The sequence below is a fragment of the Novosphingobium pentaromativorans US6-1 genome, assembly GCF_000767465.1.
Lineage (GTDB): Bacteria > Pseudomonadota > Alphaproteobacteria > Sphingomonadales > Sphingomonadaceae > Novosphingobium > Novosphingobium pentaromativorans.
On the sequence record NZ_CP009291.1, the window covers coordinates 2,136,732 to 2,152,855 of the forward strand.

Below are 16,124 nucleotides of genomic sequence, written 5' to 3' on the forward strand. Positions count from 1 at the left end.
GAACACAAGAAAGTCGCGGGGCACGATCTTCCCCCTCCCTTCCCCCCGCCCCGTGACTTTCGCCCCATTTTCGGGAGCAGCGAGGAGAAAATTGATGACCAGGTTCGGAAAAGTGTCGCTTGCGATATCCGCCGCCACACTCGCCATCGGCGGCGTTGCCTATGCGCAGATGCCCCAAGGCGATCCCATGATGGACACCGACGGTGACGGCACCGTAACCCGGTCCGAGTCGCAGGCCATGGCGGCCGCGATGTTCGCCCGCATGGACGTCAACAAGGATGGCAAGCTCGACCGGACCGATCGCGAGGAGCGCCGCACCGAAATGAAGAACCGCATGTTCGAGATGCTGGATGCCAACAAGGACGGCAGCATCTCGAAGCAGGAATTCATGGATGCCAGGCACCCCGGCCATGACGGCATGCGCGGCCCCGGTGGCCCGGGCATGGACGATGCAGGCATGGATGGAATGGACGGCCATCACGGCAAGCGCGGCGACAAGCGTGGCTGGCACCGCGGCGGCATGGCGATGATGAAGATGGCCGACACCGATAACGACGGCGCGATCTCGCAGGCCGAGTTCGAGGCCGCAGCCGCCAGGCACTTCGACATGATGGACGCCAACAAGGACGGCACTGTCACCAAGGAAGAACGCAAGGCTGCGCGTGACAAGATGAAGGCGCAATGGCAGGCGAAGAAGGCGCAGAAGACGAGCGCCGCCAACTGAACTGACGGCGCGGAAGAAGGATTGCAATGAACGATACCGCGCCACCCAGGCTGCTTCTCGTCGACGACGAGGCAGCCCTGCGAGAGCCCCTGGCCGAGTACCTCTCGCGCCAGGGCTTCGCGGTGAGCCAGGCGGTCAGCGCCGCAGAAGCGCGCAGCCGCCTGCGTGAGGAAAAGCCCGAGCTGGTCCTGCTGGACATCATGATGCCGGGAGAAGACGGCCTCTCACTGTGCCGCCACCTCGTCGAATCGCAGGATCTGCCGGTCATCTTCCTGACCGCGCGCGGCGAAGCGACCGACCGCATCGTCGGGCTGGAGATCGGCGCCGACGACTATGTCGTGAAGCCCTTCGAGCCCCGCGAACTGGTAGCGCGCATTCGCAGCGTCCTTCGCCGTTCCTCGCGCGTGCCTGCGGCCCCGGATGATAACGAAGCGCTCGTCTTCGAGGGCTGGCACCTCGATCCGCTCAAGCGCCGCCTGACCGATCCCGAAGGCGCCGTCGTGGCGATCTCCTCGGTCGAGTTCCGCCTCCTGATGGCCTTCCTCGAGCATCCGCGCCAGGTCCTCAACCGCGATCGCCTGCTCGACATGGTGCAGGGCCGCGAGGCGCACCTGTTCGACCGCGCGGTGGACAACCAGGTCAGCCGCCTGCGCCGCAAGATCGAGGTCGACAGCCGCAATCCGCAAATGATCCAGACGGTCTGGGGCGGTGGCTACATGCTTGCCACCGACGTCAAGCGCGTACCGCTCGACCCTCAATGAAGTTCCTCCAGCCCCGAAGCCTGATGGGCCAGATGCTGCTGGCCGTCGCCGTAGCCCTGCTGCTCGTCCAGGGCCTTGGTGCCGTGCTCGTCTATCGTGCCCAGCGCGAAGGCTACGAGACCGGCATGCTCAACGCCGCCGCCTTCCGCCTCATCGCCGAAACCCGCGGCCCGCAATGGGTCGCCCGCAAATTGCGAAAGCAGGACGATGCGCCCTTCGCCGGCCCTGCGCCGCGCGGCTTTCCCCTCGAGTTCTCGACCCGGCTGCCTATCGGCGCAGGCGAGGTTCGCGACGAGCGCGCGCAGAGCCGCCTGAGCGACATCCTGCGTGATCAGGACTTTCCCGATTCCGACGTCATCGTCGTCCACCGCGCGGTCGGAGAGGACCCGGTCGCGCGGCTTGGCATGGTGATGCGTGGCCGCGCGCATCACCTGGAGCCGGAAGAAATCGCCGAGTCCATGGACGACCACCTGCTGGTCGTCGCGGTCAGGCCCAAGCAGCGCGACAACTGGATGATCGCAAGGGTGCGCACGCCTCGCGCCATGAACATCCTGCTCATGCCGATCGTTCTGCAGACCCTGTTCATCTACGTGGTGCTGGTCGGTGCCGTGGCGCTGATCCTGCGCCGGATCACCCGCCCGCTGGCGGCCCTTACCAACCGGGTCGAGCGCTTTTCCATGACCCAGGACGCCGATGGCCAGTTGGAGCCGTCGGGCCCCGAGGACATGCGCAGGCTGATCGTCGCCCACAACGCCATGGAAGCGCGCATTGCCGCCATGCTCGATGAAAAGGACGTCATGCTCGGCGCCATCGGGCACGACCTCAAGACCCCGCTGGCCGCCCTGCGCGTCCGCATCGAATCGGTGCAGGACGAAGCCGAACGCTCCCGCATGGCGATGACCATCGAGGATATCGTGCGCACGCTGGACGATATCCTCTCGCTCGCCCGCGTCGGCAGGCCCAGCGATCCGCGCGAACGCACCGAACTTTCCGCACTGGTCGCCTCGGTGGTCGAGGAATACGAAGACCTCGGCAACCCGGTCGAACTGGGCGACAGCGAGCGGATTGTCCTGGAACTGCGCCCCACGTGGCTGCGCCGCGCCATGCGCAACCTGATCGACAATGCCCTGCGCTACGGAAAGAACGCGAATGTCTCGCTCAAGCGCGAAGGGAATCTCGCCGTCATCCGGATCGAGGACGTGGGGCCGGGCATTCCCGAAGACACCATCGATGCGATGATGGACCCGTTCACGCGCGGCGATCCCTCACGCAATTCGCTGACCGGCGGCGCCGGCCTGGGCCTCGCGCTGGCCCGCGCCGTCGCCGAGCAGCATGGCGGCGCCCTCAGCCTGTCCAACCGCCACGCGGCCGACGGCCAGGTCGAAGGCCTGACCGCTCGAATCGCCATTCCCATCGGCTGAGCGCCGGAACGGTGCGGAACAACCGCCCCCTCCCCACGCCGCGCTAGCGCATCAGGCCACCGATCAGGTTGCGCGCAAAGCGTCCGATGCCCGGGATGCCGATGGCTTTCTCGATCGTGCTTCCGATCGTGCCCGCAGCCGCGCTGGCGGCGGACGCCTTGGGGTTGGCGCGGCTCTTCTTGCCCTGCAGGGTCTGGGCGAGGATCGATCCGGCGCTGGCGGCGGCCGCACCGGCAGCGGCCTTGGCGACCTTGCCGCCCAGACCGTCCCACAGGCTCGGGCTGCGCCTTTCGCGCTTGCGCACTTCAGCTTCGCCCTGCTCGGCCACTTCCTCGGCCGTGGCCGCGGCATCGGCGGCTTTTGCGGCGAGCACTTCTTCGGCGCTCTCACGATCCACGCGGGTATCGTACTTGCCCTCGCACGGGCTGATCGACTGGATGATTGCCCGCTCCTTCTCCGACACCGGACCCAGCCGCGAGCGGGGCGGAGCGATGAGCGTACGCTGGACGACGGTAGGCGCGCCTTCCTCGTCGAGCGTCGAGACCAGCGCTTCACCGACCTTGAGTTCGGTAATCGCAGCCTCGACGTCCAGTTCGGGATTGATCCGGAAAGTCTCGGCAGCCGCCTTGATCGCCTTCTTGTCCCGCGGGGTGAAGGCCCGCAGCGCGTGCTGGACGCGGTTGCCCAGCTGGCCGGCGATATCCTCGGGAATGTCGATCGGGTTCTGCGTCACGAAATAGACGCCCACGCCCTTCGAGCGGATCAGGCGCACGACCTGCTCGACGGTATCCTGCAGGGCCTTGGGGGCATCGTCGAACAGCAGGTGCGCCTCGTCGAAGAAGAAGACCAGCTTGGGTTTCTCCGGATCGCCGACTTCGGGCATCGCCTCGAACAGTTCGGACAGCAGCCAGAGCAGGAACGTCGCGTAGAGCTTTGGGCTGCGCATGAGCCGGTCGGCGGCCAGCACGTTGATGTAGCCGCGGCCCTGATCGTCGCAGCGGATGAAGTCCTGGATCTCCAGCGCCGGTTCGCCGAAGAACTGCGCCGCCCCCTGGCTGTCCAGCGCCAGCAGCTGGCGTTGGATCGCGCCGACGCTGGCCCTGGTCACATTGCCGTACTTCGCCGAGAGGTCCGCCGCGTTCTCGGCCGTATAGGCCAGCATCGACTGCAGGTCCTCAAGGTCGAGCAGCAGCAGCCCCTGTTCGTCGGCATAGCGAAAGACGATGTTGAGCACGCCTTCCTGCGTATCGTTGAGATCCATCAGCCGCGCGAGCAGCAAGGGCCCCATTTCGGAAATCGTGGTGCGGACCGGATGGCCCTGCTCGCCGTAGATGTCCCAGAAAACCGCCGGATTGTCGGAATAGGCATAGTCGGCAAGACCGATTTCCTTCGCCCGGCTCTCCAGCTTGTCGGCATGCTTGAAGGTCGGACTGCCGGGCATCGAAATTCCCGAAAGGTCGCCTTTCACGTCGGCCATGAACACCGGCACGCCTTGCGCGGAAAACTGCTCGGCAATGGTCTGGAGCGTCACCGTCTTGCCGGTGCCCGTCGCGCCGGCGATCAGCCCATGGCGATTGGCACGGCCCAGCCGCAGCGCCTGTCGGTTTCCATCGGCGCCAAGCCCCAGAAAGATATCGCTCATTGCCGGTCCCGGGCTCCCTTGTTTCGCCAGTCTTGTCCCAGTGATAAGGCTGCATTTCCCTGAGTGCGAGAGGGTTTTTGCCAGCCGGCGATTGCGCGGCTAAAGGCGGGGCGAAACACGCACCATGACCAGTCCATTCGTCCTTCTCGATGACGCCCGCACCCTGGGCGCAGCCGGAGCCCGGCTCTACCGCGAACCGCTCGCAATCGTCGAGGCGCGGCGGGCGCAAGACGTTGCGCCGGCGCTGGAACGCCTGGAAGCCCTGCAGCGCGAAGGCCGCCACCTGGCCGGATACATGGCCTACGAGGCCGGCCTTGCGCTGGAGCCGCGGCTGGCCGGGCTGCTTGCCGAGCGCACCGGCGCTGTCGGCCCGCTCGTGTGGTTCGGCGTCTTCGCGGGCTACGAGACCATCCCGGCTGCCGACGTGCCGACCTGGCTGGCCTCCTGCGCGCCCGACGATGCCGCGGCGATCGGCCCACTCGACCCGCAAGTCCCGATCGGGGACTACGAGCACGCCTTCGACACGCTGCACCGCGCGATCGGCGACGGCGACATCTATCAGGCCAACCTGACGATGCCTTTGGAAGGGCCATGGCGGGGCGATCCCTTCGCGCTCTACGCAGCCATCCGACCCGCCGCCGGCGCCGGCTACGGCGGGCTGATCCATGACGGCAGCCACTGGATCCTGAGCTTCTCGCCCGAACTGTTCTTCTCGCTCAAGGACCGGTCGGTGCGGGTCAAGCCGATGAAGGGCACGCGCCCGCGCGGACGCGACGAGGCTGAGGACGAGCGCCTGCGCGAGGAACTGGCGGCTTCCGACAAGGATCGCGCCGAGAACCTGATGATCCTCGATCTCATGCGCAACGACCTTTCGCGCGTGGCCGAAGCGGGGTCTGTCCGGGTCGAGGATCCCTTCACGATCGAGACTTACCCGACCGTCCACCAGATGGTGTCCTCGGTCGGCGCGACGCTTGCCCCGGGCAAGGGCGCGGTGGACGTGCTGCGCGCGCTGTTTCCCTGCGGCTCGATCACCGGTGCGCCCAAGATCCGGGCAATGGAACTGATCGCGCAGGTCGAACGCCACTTACGGGGGCCCTATTGCGGCTCTATCGGGCGGATCGAACCCTCTGGCGATGCCGCGTTTAATGTGGCAATCCGCACCTTGCGGCTCACTCCCGGCGAGAATGGCGGGGGCAAAGCGGTGCTAGGGGTCGGATCGGCCATCGTTGCCGATTCGCAAGCGCTTCCCGAATGGCGGGAATGCCTGATCAAAGGGGGTTTCGTGAGAGAGTCGGAAGCGCGTCATACGGGTGGCACGGCCTCGCCCGCGAGCTTCGATCTGATCGAGACCATGCGCTTTACGCCGGAAGACGGCATTCCGCTGCTCGAACTGCATCTGGAACGGATCAAGGCCAGCGCCGCCGCGCTCGGTTTCACTTTCGATCGCCACGCCGTGCGCAATGCGATCCAGGCGCTGTGCTTCGATGCCGAAGGCCCTGCCAAGCTGCGCCTCGTCGCCGCGCGCAGCGGGGCCTACGCGCTCGAACTGGCGGACGTGACCGAAAGCCTGCCCGAACCGGCGACGGTTGCGGTGCTGCGCATGCCGGTCGACAGCGGCGACTGGCGCCTGCGTCACAAGACCAGCGACCGCGGCTTCTACGAGGCTGGCCTCGTCGCGGCAAAAGAAGCCGGGGCGCACGAAGCGATCTTCCTGCGCGACGACGGTCTCGTCACCGAAGGCTGCTTTACCAACCTGTTCGTCGAACGCGACGGCAAGCTGCTTACCCCTCCTGCCGATCTCGGCCTGCTGCCCGGCGTCCTGCGCCGCTCGCTGCTCGACGAGGGCCGCGCCGCCGAAGCCGCGCTGACGCTCGACGATCTTGCCGGCGGGTTCTTCATCGGCAACGCCCTGCGCGGCCTCGTTCCGGCCAGACTGCTCACCTGATGCACACGTCCCATGCCCTCTCCCGCATCGCCCCGTCCCAGACGACGGCGATGACAGACCGCGCCATCCAGCTTCGCGAACAAGGCGTCGACATCATCTCGCTGTCGGTTGGCGAACCCGATTTCGCCACCCCGCCCCACGTGATCGAGGCCGCCAAGGCCGCGCTCGACGCAGGCGACACCAAGTATACCGCGGTCGGCGGCACTTCGCGGCTCAAGCAGGCCGCCGCGCTGCACTTCGCGCGCGACCTCGGCATTGAAGTCTCCGCCTCGCAGATCACGGTCAGCGCAGGGGGCAAGCAGGCGATCTTCCACGCCCTGCTCGCCACGATCAGCGAGGGCGAGGAAGTGATCGTACCCTGCCCCTGGTGGGTCAGCTATCCGGAGATCATCCGCTTCGCTGGCGGCAGCGTCGTGCCGCTGATGACCTCGGCGCGTGACAACTTCCGCTTTACCGCTGCCGACCTCGAAGCGCAGATCGGGCCGCGCACGCAATGGCTGCTGCTCAACAGCCCGGGCAATCCGACCGGCGCCTACTACCCGGCCGACATGCTGCGCAGCATCGGCGAAGTCCTGCGCCGCCATCCGCGCATCATGGTCCTCTCGGACGACATCTACGCGCCGATCAACTACACCGGTGAGCCGCACGCGACCCTGGCGAACCTGTGCCCGGACCTTGCCGACCGCATCCTGACCATCTCGGGCGTATCCAAGAGCCATGCGATGACCGGCTTTCGCATCGGCGTGGCCGCCGGGCCGGAATGGCTGATCAGGGCCATGGAAAAGCTGCAGTCGCATTCATCGGGCAATCCCTGTTCGATCAGCCAGGCGGCTGCCGTGGCCGCCTTCGAAGGCCCGCAGGATTTCCTGGCCGAGTGGTGCGAGCGCTTCCGCGCGCGCCGCGACATGGTGGTCTCGGCGATCAACGCCATTCCCGGTCTCTCGACCCCGACGCCCGACGGCGCCTTCTACTGCATGGTCGATGCCGCCCCGCTGATGCAGCGTTTCGGCGACGATACCGGCCTTGCGCTCCACCTTCTCGAAAACGGCGTCGCGATCGTTCCGGCATCGGGTTTCGGCGGCCGCAACGGCTTCCGAATCAGCTTCGCCGCCGACGAGGCCAAACTTACCGAGGCATTGCGCCGCATTGCGAAGGCCCTTGCCTGATGAAAGTCACTTGATGGAACTGGAAATTCTCTTCGAAGACGGCGAAGCGCTCGTCATCGACAAGCCCGCAGGCCTGCCGCTCGACCGCCCCCGGGCCGGCGGGGTGAGCCTTGACGACTATATCGACACGCTCAAGCTGGGCTTCCAGCGTGAGCCCGCGCCCGTTCACCGCCTCGACCGCGACACCTCCGGCTGCCTGCTGCTGGCCCGCAATCCCAAGGCGCTCAAGCGCTTTGCCGCGGCGTTCGAGGAGCGCCTCGTCGAAAAGCGCTATCTCGGCATCGTGACCGGTGTTCCGGCCGATGACGAAGGCACGATCGCCCTGTCGCTGTCCAAGGTGAGCACGGCCAAGGACGGCTGGCGCATGATCCCGGCGCGCAAGGGCAAGCCCGCGGTGACGCACTGGCGCAAGCTCGACACGCGCGACGGCCTGACGCTTATCGAATTCCGCCCCGAAACCGGCCGGACCCACCAGATCCGCGTGCATGCCGCATCAGGCCTCGGCATGCCGCTGCTCGGCGATCCGGTCTATGGGACGAAGAAGGCCGGGGCACGGACCATGCTTCATGCTGCCGCCCTCACCGTTCCGCGCGGCGAGAAAGCCCCCATCGTCGCCATCGCCCCGCTTCCCGCAGACTTCGCCGCCCTCGGTTTCGTCGACCCCGGCTATGAAGACCTCGGCTCCGAAGACCTCAGCCCTGCCGATGAGTGAAGCGGTCGTCGAGCGCGCCAACGCCCTCGCGACCGAGTCTTTCATCGCCTCGGCCGGTCCGGGCGGCCAGAACGTCAACAAGGTGGCAACGGCGGTGCAGCTGCGCCTCGACGTCTATGCCCTGCGCTTGACCCCGCCGGTCTTCGCAAGGCTCAAGCAGCTCGCCGGAAGCCGCATGACCGGCAAGGGCGAACTGGTGCTCACCGCACGCACGTTCCGCACCCAGGAAGCCAATCGCGCCGATGCGCGCGAGCGCATGGCCGAACTGCTGCGCGAGGCGCACAAGCTGCCCGAGAAGCGCGCCAAGAGCCGCCTCAATCGCGTTGGCAAGACCCAGCGCCTGAAGGGCAAGAAAATCCGCGGCGCCGTGAAGGCCGGACGCGGCAAGGTGAGCTTCGACTGAGGTATTACGTCAGGCCTATTGGCTGCTGAGCGCTCCGGTGGCCGATTCTGCGGGAGCGTCGGTCGAATAGAGTGCCTCATCAGGCGGTCGGCGATCGTCGAGCATTTCCGCTGCCTGATCGAGCGCGCGGGCCTCGCCGACGGTCACGCCGCCCGGACCGGGGTCATTCTCGCCCTTGCCGCATGCAGCAAGAAACAGCACGGCGGCCAGCGGGACAAATCTGCGCATCGATTTGCTCAACCCTCGATGATCCGGGTTTCGGGATGATGCTTGTCGAGGTGCTTGCGGATGATCCTGAGATTGCGACTGTTCGAGCGGAACACGAAGTCGAAGGCATCGCCCACCAGCGGGACTGCGCCAAGCGCGGTGTCAACGCCGACATTGGCGGTCATGCGCGCAAGTTGCCACTTCGACATGCCCAGGTTGCGGGCTTCCCAGACGAGGTACATGCCCAGCGCCGCACCGATCAGGTCGCCGGCGATGGGGACCAGGCCGACGATGGCGTCAAGACCGACCTTGTAGCGGATGCCGGGCACTTCGAAGGCCCGCTCGAGGACCAGTTCCAGCGCCTCGATGCGGCGGCGGATCGACATCGGATCGGTGCCAATCGGCAGTTCCATGTTCATGCGCCGCGCGGAATTCTCTCCGATCGCCAAGGCTCGGCTACTCCTTCTGGTTGCCTTTGCTCAACCTCTTATCTGGGGAGCCATGCCAGGGGCATCAAGGGATGCCACCCCCAGCTGTTGGTGGCAAAGCCATCGACGCTGCCGCGCACCAGCGACCAGCGGATCGGCGAACCGAAGGGAATATAGACGTTTTCCGCAGTCAGTTCCGCCTCGGCCTCGGTCATCAGGGCGGCGCGTTCTTCCGGCGTCGTCGCTGCAAGGGCCTCGCTGACACGCGCATCCGCCTCCTGCGAGCACAGCCCGAATTTCGCACGGCAGGACAAGTGGTTGAGGTACCAGACCGCCCGGGGATAGCGCGCGACGTCGTCGACGAGCGCCAGGTCTGCCGTATCGCCACTCTCCGCCTTTTCGAGGCGCAGCCCGATCGCCGCGAAATCGCTGCCGAGCTTCTCGAGAAGAATGTCGGACCCCTCACCTTGCGGAAGCCAGATGCTGATCTGCGGCCCGGCCGCCGCTCCGTCACCCGAGCCGGTCTCTGCCCTGCCCGCCTTCTTTTCCTTGTCGCCGTCCTTCTTTGCGGACGCCTGCCAGATGCGAACGCGCGCGGCGGCTACGGCACGCCGCTCTTCCAATGACTGTTCGCTCCAGCGCTCGCCGATAGTGCCGAGATCGCCGTCGAGACTGGGCGTGACGATCCGGGTCGTGGGCTTCCAGCCGCCGAGGCGGAACTGCTCGATCAACGCATCCCTGTCGATTGCCATCGCCAGCGCCTCGCGATTGGCCGGATCGGCAAGGAAGCCCTTGTCATTCATGACCTGAAGCCCGAACAACCCGACCACCGGATCGAGCTGGATCGTCCCGCGCAGGATGCCAACCGAACGGGTCAGCGGAAAGTCCTCGATCCGTCCGCCGAGGACAAGGTCCGCCTTGCCGTCGTTAAAGCGCTGGACCGCTTCGGGCCCGCTGAGCGAAAGCAGGTCGATGTTGCGGGTGCGCTTGTCCCAGTTCTGGATTTCGGGCAGGCCCAGCGTCGATGGATCGATCGGCGTCAGGCGCGCGACGTCGCCGATCTTCTTCATGCGCATCGGACCATTGCCCTCCTTGTCCTCGTAGAGGCCGAGTTCAGGCTGAGCGAGAAGCTGAAGCAGGTAGGGCATCGGACGCTGGAGACGGATCTCGATGACGCGACCGGCCATGACGCGCACTTCGTCGATCCCATCCAGATCGAGCGAGAAGGTCGTGCGCCGCAGGGATTTCAGGGCAGTATCGAGGGCCTTCTTCGCCGATTCCGCCGAGATCGGATCGCCCGAGGCCCAATCCCCGTCGCGCAGGCGGAAGATGTAGCTCTGGCCGTCGTCGGTCACGATCCAGCGGTCGGCCAGCGCGGGGATCACCCGCCCCTTTTCGTCGAATGCGACAAGGCCTTCTACCGTCGCGGCGCGGATCAACTGGCCGGATGCCGTCACTTCCTTGCCGGACTGGAACGGATCGTCGGCCTCCCCAATCACCGCCACATTCAGTGTCGAATTGTCGAAGCCGCTGCAGCCGCCCATCGTCAGCGCGACCAGGGGGGCAAGGGCCCGGAAGGCTTTGCGCGTGGGGAGCATGCTTGCCGGACTAATCGATTTCCGCCGCGCCGCAAATGCGCAAGCGACGATTTCGCACGAAAGTCTCGATCTTGTGGGAAAAACGCCTCTGCCCTGCGATGGCTGGCGGACAGGAATCAGATCTTGCGCAGCCCCTTCACGCCCGTAACCGGCGGCTGGTGATTGCGCACGAAACGCGGCGAGGGATCTTCGCCGATGCTGACCGGCGCACGCGCCAGTTTCGGATCGATGTCATCCTGAAAGGCGACGCCGAAGCGATTTTCCTGCACCCAGGCAACTGTCCCGTCGACCCAGCCGACATTGCGGATGCTGACCGAGACCTTCGATCCGCGCACCACGCGGACCGTGCCTTCGCCCATCATCCCGCCAGCGGAGAGGTTGCGCACCTTGATGCGGAATTCGCCGTCGAGGCCATCGACACGCAGATCGGCCAGCAGAAACAGGCTGTCGCGCGCGATCTGCCGATTTTCGCCTTTGATCATAAGCTCCATCCAGTGCCGGTAATGCCAGTACAAACAGATACTTGCACGAGCAGACACGTTACCTGACGAAGGTTAGTCCCGAGTGACGAAAAAAGAGTTAACGGCACGGTAATCCCTCAGGCGAGATGAACTACCGTGCCAGAATGGGTCAGTCGTCGCGGGAGATCTTTTCGCGGCGCTCGTGCGCTTCCTGCGCCTCGACGGTCATGGTCGCGATCGGACGTGCCTCGAGTCGGCCGAGGCCGATCGGTTCGCCGGTCACTTCGCAGAAGCCATATTCGCCTTCCTCGATCCGGCGCAGGGCGGAATCGATCTTGGCGATCAGCTTGCGCTGACGGTCGCGGGTGCGCAGTTCGATACCCCAGTCGGTCTCGCTCGACGCGCGATCGTTGAGGTCCGGCTCGCGAATCGGACCGTCCTGCAACTGCTGCAGGGTGCCTGCAGAAGCGTCGAGGATCAGCCGTTTCCAGGCCATGAGCAGCCGGCGGAAATAATCCTGCTGCGCTTCGCACATGTAGGGTTCGTCAGGTTCGGCGACATAAGAGCCGCCAAGGACGCGCCTTGCTTTCGAAAGCACATCAATTTCATCAGACAGGGCCGTTGCCATCCAGAGAATCTCCGCACGTATGCCCCGAACCTTCATCGCCCTGCGGCCCCGGTTTTTCCGGTAACCTCTCGAAGATCCGCGGTTGGTCGCGCCTATAAATGCGCGGTATGCGCGGCACAAGGGCAGATGCACCCCCTTCCACAAAAAACGTGAATCCAGCTTCGAAACGGCGCGGGTTCGCGAGGGCATGCGCAAAGTTCCACAAACAACGTTAACGGTTTGTTGACCATCACTGGTCCAGCCTAGCCGTGTCGAACTGCCAAAACGGGCTTTGTTGGACAGGGGGGTATCGGAAGATGCAAACTGTTTGGATCAAGAACGACGCATTCACCAGCGCTTCGGCCGCGGATATCGAAGCTGAAGACCTGCTGGTCGCCAATTGCCTTGCGGCTGCGTCGCAAGGAGACGTTTCCGCCTATTTCGATCTCGGAGTCGCATATTCAACGGGCAGCCACGGCGCCGCCTGCGACCTGATCGAAGCGCACAAGTGGTTCAACCTCGCCGCCGTAGCCGGTCACGAGGAAGCCGCTACCTGCCGCGCGGAAGTCGCCGACGAAATGACGGCGCGCGAAATCGCCGAAGCCCAGCGCCGCGCGCGCGAATGGCTCTCGGCCTCGATGCGCCGCGCCGCATAGAGTACGGCGCGACGGACCGGAACTGCCTTCCGGTTCAGGCCTTGCGGTAGGGCGCTCTCTCGCCCAGCCACAGCTGGTCCTGGGCAATCCCGGCGCGTTCCCGCTCAAGGTACTCGGCAATCGCCTCGCGCAGGCCGTCGTGGACGATGTAGTGCGCCGAAACCGTGCGCACCGGCTCATAGCCACGCGCCAGCTTGTGCCCGCCCTGGGCCCCGGCCTCTACGCGAGAGAGGCCCAGCGCGATCGCCGCATCGATCGCCTGATAGTAGCATAGCTCGAAGTGCAGGAACGGCTTGTCGATCCGCGCGCCCCAGTAGCGACCGTAGAGCGCCTCGTCGCCGATGAAGTTCAGCGCACCGGCCACCGGCTCGCCGTCCATGAAGGCCAGTACCAGCAGAATGCGGTCCGCCATCGTCTTGCCCATGAGCGTGAAGGCCGATCGCGTCAGGTAAGGCCGCCCCCACTTGCGGGCGCCGGTGTCCTGATAGAACTCCCAGAACGCGTCCCAGTGCTCCTCGCGGATGTTCTCGCCGCGCAGGGTGCGAATCTCGACGCCCTCCTGCGCCTTCGCGCGCTCCTTGCGGATATCCTTGCGCTTGCGCGACGACAGCGCGGCCAGGAATTCCTCGAAGTCCGCATACTCGCGGTTTTCCCAGTGGAACTGGATATCCTCGCGCAGGAGCCAACCGGCCTTCTCGAAGTGCGGGACCTGCGCAGGCTCGATGAAAGTGGCATGGGCGGAGGAAAAACCGTTGTCCCGGCACAGCGTTTCCGCCGCGCGCAGCAGTGGCAATGTCAGTTCGGGATGCGGCGTCAGCAGGCGCGGGCCGGTTGCCGGGGTGAAGGGCACGGCGATCTGCAGCTTGGGATAGTACTCGCCCCCGGCCCGGTGCCAGGCATCGGCCCAGGCATGGTCGAAGACATATTCGCCCTGGCTGTGCTGCTTGAGATAGGACGGCAAGGCTGCGGCAAGGCTTCCGTTCGGCCCTTCGATAGTGATCGGGACCGGTTGCCAGCCGCTGCGCCCGCCGACACTGCCCGATTCCTCGAGCGCGCTGAGAAAGGCGTGGGAAACGAAGGGGTTGCCGCCCCCGGCAAGGGCATCCCACTCACCAGCGGGAAGCGCCCCGATGGCGGAATGGATTCTCGCAGTGAATTCGCCTTCGCTCACGCTGCCGCGCCCGCTCCTTTCTCTGCCACCACGACGCCTTCGAAGATCGGGGCATCGGCGTGGACCGCCGCACGATCGCGATGTTCGGCCGAACGCACCGTCCAGGTGGCGACCGGAATGCCCCGCCGCCGCTGGCTCGCAGCGAACCTGCTGGGCAGATCGCGGATGTCGTAGGCCAGAAAATCGGGTCTGGCGTGCCAGAGTGCAAGATGCCTGCGGATCCTCCCCGGAAGGGCGCGATCTTCCCCCTCGGTCACGACAAGGCCGCGCACGGTGTGCGGCGAGTGCCTGCGAAACCAGCCCGCGACGCGCGGATCGAAGCTCATCACTCCGTGCGCGCCGGTGTAGCCTTCCAGCACGCGGCGCACGGCCAGGCAGGTCGCGGCCACGCGTTGCTCCCGGCTCGACTTCACCTCGATCAGAATCGGCACCTGCCCGTCGACGAGCTTGAGGACCTGCCGCAGGGTCGGGATCGTTTGCGCCGTTCCCGACAGCTGCATGGCGCCGAGCTGGGCCGCGCTGCGCCGGGCCACCGGCCCGCTCTCCTGCGTCAGTCTATCGAGGTCGAAGTCATGAAAGACGACCGGTTGGCCGTCCCCCGAACGCTGCACGTCGCACTCGATCCCGTAACCGCCGGCAATCGCATGTTCGATGGCAGCGCAGGAATTCTCGGGCACGCCCGGCGCATGAAGCCCGCGATGGGCGTAGCTATGCGCGCCGACCCACGCGACCTTGCGCGGTTCGGGAGCCGGCGCAAACCAGCGATCAAGCAGGGCGAAGGGCAACAACGGCATCCACTTCGACGGCGGCGCCGAGCGGAAGTACCGGCACGCCGACCGCGCTTCGCGCATGCTGCCCGGCTTCGCCGAAGACGGCAGCCATCAGCTCCGACGCGCCATTGGCGACCTTGGGCTGATCGGTGAAGTCGCCGGTGGAATTAACGAAGGCCCCGAGCTTCACCACGCGCTCGACCCGGTCGAGCGATCCGATCGCGGCCTTGAGCTGGGCGAGGATCATCACCCCGCAGGCCTGCGCGGCCTCGATGCCCTGCTCGAGCGAGACATCCTCGCCGAGGCGGCCGGTCACCAGCTTGCCCTCGACGAAAGGCAACTGGCCCGAGACATAAGCCACGTCGCCGGAAACGACGACGGGGACATAGGCGGCAACGGGTGCCGCCGGTTGAGGCAGGACGAGGCCAAGCTGTTCAAGGCGGGCGTCGATTTCACTCATTTGTCTTCACTGTCCTTCGAAGTTTCGGCGGCCTGGGGAGCAGCCTCCGTGGGATTGACGAGGCGGTCGAGCAACCAGGGCAGTGCGCTGTCCCAATCGTCGATGCGGACATGCGCGTCCCCGGCCTTGTGGGCGCAGGGAATATGCGAGGCGATGCTCGGCTCCGCGCACAAGTGCAGCCGGCCGATGTCTGGGGCGACGTCGCGAACCGAGCCATGATGCACGGCCAGATCGTCGATAAATACCGCCTGGCTCGGCGCATACTCATCGAGAATTGCCTTCAGCGCAGGCCCCTTCGGTCCCTGGTTGGTATAGACGCGCAGGTCGATGCCGTGGTCGGCAAGTTGCCGGGTGCGCGCTTCCTTGCGAAAATCCATGAGATTGGTGAGAACGAGGACGTCGGCATGTTCGGAGATGGTCCCGATCGCCGCAATCGCGCCCTCAACCGGGGTCTGCCGGTGCATCTGGCCGTCGAAGAACTTGTTGAGTAGACGCCAGGCGTCCTGTTCAGAAAGCGGCTCGTCGCTGTCGGCACGGCGCATCGACCGGTAGAAGTCGCTGCGGGCGAGATCGAAGGTCACGCCTTCATCCTCGGCCAGCCAGTCGCGAAAGTGCGTGACCATGTAGAGCAGCACTTCATCGCAGTCGGTAATAAGCAGGGGCTTTTTCATCGTGCCAGCCTTTCACGCGCCGCGACCAGCGTTCCCGGAGCAATGCCCAGTGCCTCGGAAGCGGCAACAAGGTCGGCCTCGTGCGCGCACAGGAACTCGATGACCGCCGCCAGCGTCGCCGGTTCGCCCAGCGAAGCGCGCAGCGAATCGGGCGTCAGTCCGGTCAGGGCGAGGAAACGGGTCGCGCGATCGTCGTCGCCCAGCACCCAGCCCAGGGCATTCAAGGCCAGGGCCTGTGGATCGTCGTTGGCTGGGGATGGCTTGTCTCTGAGAATTGTCAGCCTCGCTTGCGTAACATAGAGCGGTAGGGAACCCCTAGAT

Annotated in this window: 19 protein-coding genes; 8 read left to right on the forward strand and 11 right to left on the reverse strand. The window is 65.7% G+C overall.

The annotated features are described in order from the left end of the window. The first annotated feature begins 94 nt into the window (after nucleotides 1-94). The 3 genes from JI59_RS09845 to JI59_RS09855 are packed head-to-tail and all read left to right on the forward strand — an operon-like array spanning nucleotide 95 to nucleotide 2,906. Nucleotides 95-724 (forward strand): EF-hand domain-containing protein, encoded by a 630-nt coding sequence (locus JI59_RS09845; protein ID WP_007012888.1) that lies wholly within the window; start codon nucleotides 95-97, stop codon nucleotides 722-724. 26 nt (nucleotides 725-750) lie between these two features. Then, nucleotides 751-1,485 (forward strand): response regulator, encoded by a 735-nt coding sequence (locus JI59_RS09850; RefSeq protein WP_007012887.1) that lies wholly within the window; start codon nucleotides 751-753, stop codon nucleotides 1,483-1,485. Next, complete coding sequence (locus tag JI59_RS09855; protein WP_007012886.1) at nucleotides 1,482-2,906, forward strand: ATP-binding protein; 1,425 nt, start codon at nucleotides 1,482-1,484, stop codon at nucleotides 2,904-2,906. The genes JI59_RS09850 and JI59_RS09855 overlap by 4 nt, the downstream gene beginning before the upstream one ends. 43 nt (nucleotides 2,907-2,949) lie before the next feature. Here the strand turns inward: JI59_RS09855 and JI59_RS09860 are convergent, their stop codons facing one another. Next, on the reverse strand, nucleotides 2,950-4,548 hold the full coding sequence (locus JI59_RS09860) for a helicase HerA-like domain-containing protein (RefSeq protein WP_007012885.1): 1,599 nt from the start codon (nucleotides 4,546-4,548) through the stop codon (nucleotides 2,950-2,952). A gap of 124 nt (nucleotides 4,549-4,672) precedes the next feature. On the opposite strand from JI59_RS09860, the gene pabB reads away from it, so the two are divergent. Genes pabB through arfB form a run of 4 tightly spaced genes read left to right on the forward strand, consistent with a single transcriptional unit; the run spans nucleotide 4,673 to nucleotide 8,774 of the window. Continuing rightward, the gene (gene pabB, locus JI59_RS09865; protein WP_007012884.1) at nucleotides 4,673-6,493 is read left to right on the forward strand and encodes an aminodeoxychorismate synthase component I; all 1,821 of its coding nucleotides are present in this window, start codon (nucleotides 4,673-4,675) and stop codon (nucleotides 6,491-6,493) included. After that, a complete protein-coding gene (locus tag JI59_RS09870) occupies nucleotides 6,493-7,659 on the forward strand; it encodes a pyridoxal phosphate-dependent aminotransferase (RefSeq protein WP_038575937.1) in 1,167 nt (388 codons plus the stop codon). The genes pabB and JI59_RS09870 overlap by 1 nt, the downstream gene beginning before the upstream one ends. 13 nt (nucleotides 7,660-7,672) lie before the next feature. Next, the gene (locus JI59_RS09875; protein WP_007012882.1) at nucleotides 7,673-8,371 is read left to right on the forward strand and encodes an RluA family pseudouridine synthase; all 699 of its coding nucleotides are present in this window, start codon (nucleotides 7,673-7,675) and stop codon (nucleotides 8,369-8,371) included. Continuing rightward, a complete protein-coding gene (gene arfB / locus JI59_RS09880) occupies nucleotides 8,364-8,774 on the forward strand; it encodes an alternative ribosome rescue aminoacyl-tRNA hydrolase ArfB (RefSeq protein ID WP_007012881.1) in 411 nt (136 codons plus the stop codon). Before JI59_RS09875 ends, arfB begins: the two co-directional genes overlap by 8 nt. A gap of 15 nt (nucleotides 8,775-8,789) precedes the next feature. Here the strand turns inward: arfB and JI59_RS09885 are convergent, their stop codons facing one another. The 5 genes from JI59_RS09885 to dksA all read right to left on the reverse strand — a co-directional run bounded on the left by JI59_RS09885 (nucleotide 8,790) and on the right by dksA (nucleotide 12,096). Beyond that, nucleotides 8,790-9,002, reverse strand: a complete 213-nt coding sequence (locus JI59_RS09885; protein WP_038575943.1) for a hypothetical protein — start codon at nucleotides 9,000-9,002, stop codon at nucleotides 8,790-8,792. A gap of 8 nt (nucleotides 9,003-9,010) precedes the next feature. After that, complete coding sequence (locus JI59_RS09890; RefSeq protein ID WP_013834407.1) at nucleotides 9,011-9,394, reverse strand: DUF4112 domain-containing protein; 384 nt, start codon at nucleotides 9,392-9,394, stop codon at nucleotides 9,011-9,013. 74 nt (nucleotides 9,395-9,468) lie between these two features. Further along, nucleotides 9,469-11,007, reverse strand: coding sequence for an ABC transporter substrate-binding protein (locus tag JI59_RS09895; RefSeq protein WP_007012878.1), 1,539 nt, complete (start codon nucleotides 11,005-11,007; stop codon nucleotides 9,469-9,471). A gap of 116 nt (nucleotides 11,008-11,123) precedes the next feature. Beyond that, a complete protein-coding gene (locus tag JI59_RS09900) occupies nucleotides 11,124-11,489 on the reverse strand; it encodes a PilZ domain-containing protein (protein WP_007012877.1) in 366 nt (121 codons plus the stop codon). Nucleotides 11,490-11,637: 148 nt separating this feature from the next. Further along, nucleotides 11,638-12,096, reverse strand: a complete 459-nt coding sequence (gene dksA / locus JI59_RS09905) for an RNA polymerase-binding protein DksA (RefSeq protein WP_007012876.1) — start codon at nucleotides 12,094-12,096, stop codon at nucleotides 11,638-11,640. A gap of 296 nt (nucleotides 12,097-12,392) precedes the next feature. On the opposite strand from dksA, the gene JI59_RS09910 reads away from it, so the two are divergent. Next, a complete protein-coding gene (locus JI59_RS09910; protein WP_007012875.1) occupies nucleotides 12,393-12,731 on the forward strand; it encodes an SEL1-like repeat protein in 339 nt (112 codons plus the stop codon). 34 nt (nucleotides 12,732-12,765) lie between these two features. Here the strand turns inward: JI59_RS09910 and JI59_RS09915 are convergent, their stop codons facing one another. The 5 genes from JI59_RS09915 to JI59_RS09935 are packed head-to-tail and all read right to left on the reverse strand — an operon-like array spanning nucleotide 12,766 to nucleotide 16,027. Further along, a complete protein-coding gene (locus tag JI59_RS09915) occupies nucleotides 12,766-13,902 on the reverse strand; it encodes a GNAT family N-acetyltransferase (RefSeq protein ID WP_007012874.1) in 1,137 nt (378 codons plus the stop codon). Beyond that, nucleotides 13,899-14,696 (reverse strand): glycerophosphodiester phosphodiesterase family protein, encoded by a 798-nt coding sequence (locus JI59_RS09920; protein WP_007012873.1) that lies wholly within the window; start codon nucleotides 14,694-14,696, stop codon nucleotides 13,899-13,901. Before JI59_RS09920 ends, JI59_RS09915 begins: the two co-directional genes overlap by 4 nt. Further along, nucleotides 14,668-15,132, reverse strand: coding sequence for a RidA family protein (locus JI59_RS09925; protein WP_007012872.1), 465 nt, complete (start codon nucleotides 15,130-15,132; stop codon nucleotides 14,668-14,670). Before JI59_RS09925 ends, JI59_RS09920 begins: the two co-directional genes overlap by 29 nt. Beyond that, nucleotides 15,129-15,803, reverse strand: a complete 675-nt coding sequence (locus JI59_RS09930; RefSeq protein WP_007012871.1) for a hypothetical protein — start codon at nucleotides 15,801-15,803, stop codon at nucleotides 15,129-15,131. The genes JI59_RS09925 and JI59_RS09930 overlap by 4 nt, the downstream gene beginning before the upstream one ends. Then, on the reverse strand, nucleotides 15,800-16,027 hold the full coding sequence (locus JI59_RS09935; protein WP_007012870.1) for a DUF3572 domain-containing protein: 228 nt from the start codon (nucleotides 16,025-16,027) through the stop codon (nucleotides 15,800-15,802). Before JI59_RS09935 ends, JI59_RS09930 begins: the two co-directional genes overlap by 4 nt. Nucleotides 16,028-16,124 lie beyond the last annotated feature (97 nt).

Bases quoted from the DNA above. Each gene is read 5' to 3' on its own strand.
- dksA (WP_007012876.1), bottom strand. From the start codon at position 12,096: ATGGCAACGGCCCTGTCTGATGAAATTGATGTGCTTTCGAAAGCAAGG.
- JI59_RS09925 (WP_007012872.1), bottom strand. From the start codon at position 15,132: ATGAGTGAAATCGACGCCCGCCTTGAACAGCTTGGCCTCGTCCTGCCT.
- JI59_RS09930 (WP_007012871.1), bottom strand. From the start codon at position 15,803: ATGAAAAAGCCCCTGCTTATTACCGACTGCGATGAAGTGCTGCTCTAC.
- JI59_RS09895 (WP_007012878.1), bottom strand. From the start codon at position 11,007: ATGCTCCCCACGCGCAAAGCCTTCCGGGCCCTTGCCCCCCTGGTCGCG.
- arfB (WP_007012881.1), top strand. From the start codon at position 8,364: ATGAGTGAAGCGGTCGTCGAGCGCGCCAACGCCCTCGCGACCGAGTCT.
- JI59_RS09920 (WP_007012873.1), bottom strand. From the start codon at position 14,696: ATGCCGTTGTTGCCCTTCGCCCTGCTTGATCGCTGGTTTGCGCCGGCT.
- JI59_RS09850 (WP_007012887.1), top strand. From the start codon at position 751: ATGAACGATACCGCGCCACCCAGGCTGCTTCTCGTCGACGACGAGGCA.
- JI59_RS09890 (WP_013834407.1), bottom strand. From the start codon at position 9,394: ATGGAACTGCCGATTGGCACCGATCCGATGTCGATCCGCCGCCGCATC.
- JI59_RS09855 (WP_007012886.1), top strand. From the start codon at position 1,482: ATGAAGTTCCTCCAGCCCCGAAGCCTGATGGGCCAGATGCTGCTGGCC.
- JI59_RS09900 (WP_007012877.1), bottom strand. From the start codon at position 11,489: ATGATCAAAGGCGAAAATCGGCAGATCGCGCGCGACAGCCTGTTTCTG.
- JI59_RS09910 (WP_007012875.1), top strand. From the start codon at position 12,393: ATGCAAACTGTTTGGATCAAGAACGACGCATTCACCAGCGCTTCGGCC.
- JI59_RS09845 (WP_007012888.1), top strand. From the start codon at position 95: ATGACCAGGTTCGGAAAAGTGTCGCTTGCGATATCCGCCGCCACACTC.
- JI59_RS09875 (WP_007012882.1), top strand. From the start codon at position 7,673: ATGGAACTGGAAATTCTCTTCGAAGACGGCGAAGCGCTCGTCATCGAC.
- JI59_RS09870 (WP_038575937.1), top strand. From the start codon at position 6,493: ATGCACACGTCCCATGCCCTCTCCCGCATCGCCCCGTCCCAGACGACG.
- pabB (WP_007012884.1), top strand. From the start codon at position 4,673: ATGACCAGTCCATTCGTCCTTCTCGATGACGCCCGCACCCTGGGCGCA.
- JI59_RS09860 (WP_007012885.1), bottom strand. From the start codon at position 4,548: ATGAGCGATATCTTTCTGGGGCTTGGCGCCGATGGAAACCGACAGGCG.
- JI59_RS09885 (WP_038575943.1), bottom strand. From the start codon at position 9,002: ATGCGCAGATTTGTCCCGCTGGCCGCCGTGCTGTTTCTTGCTGCATGC.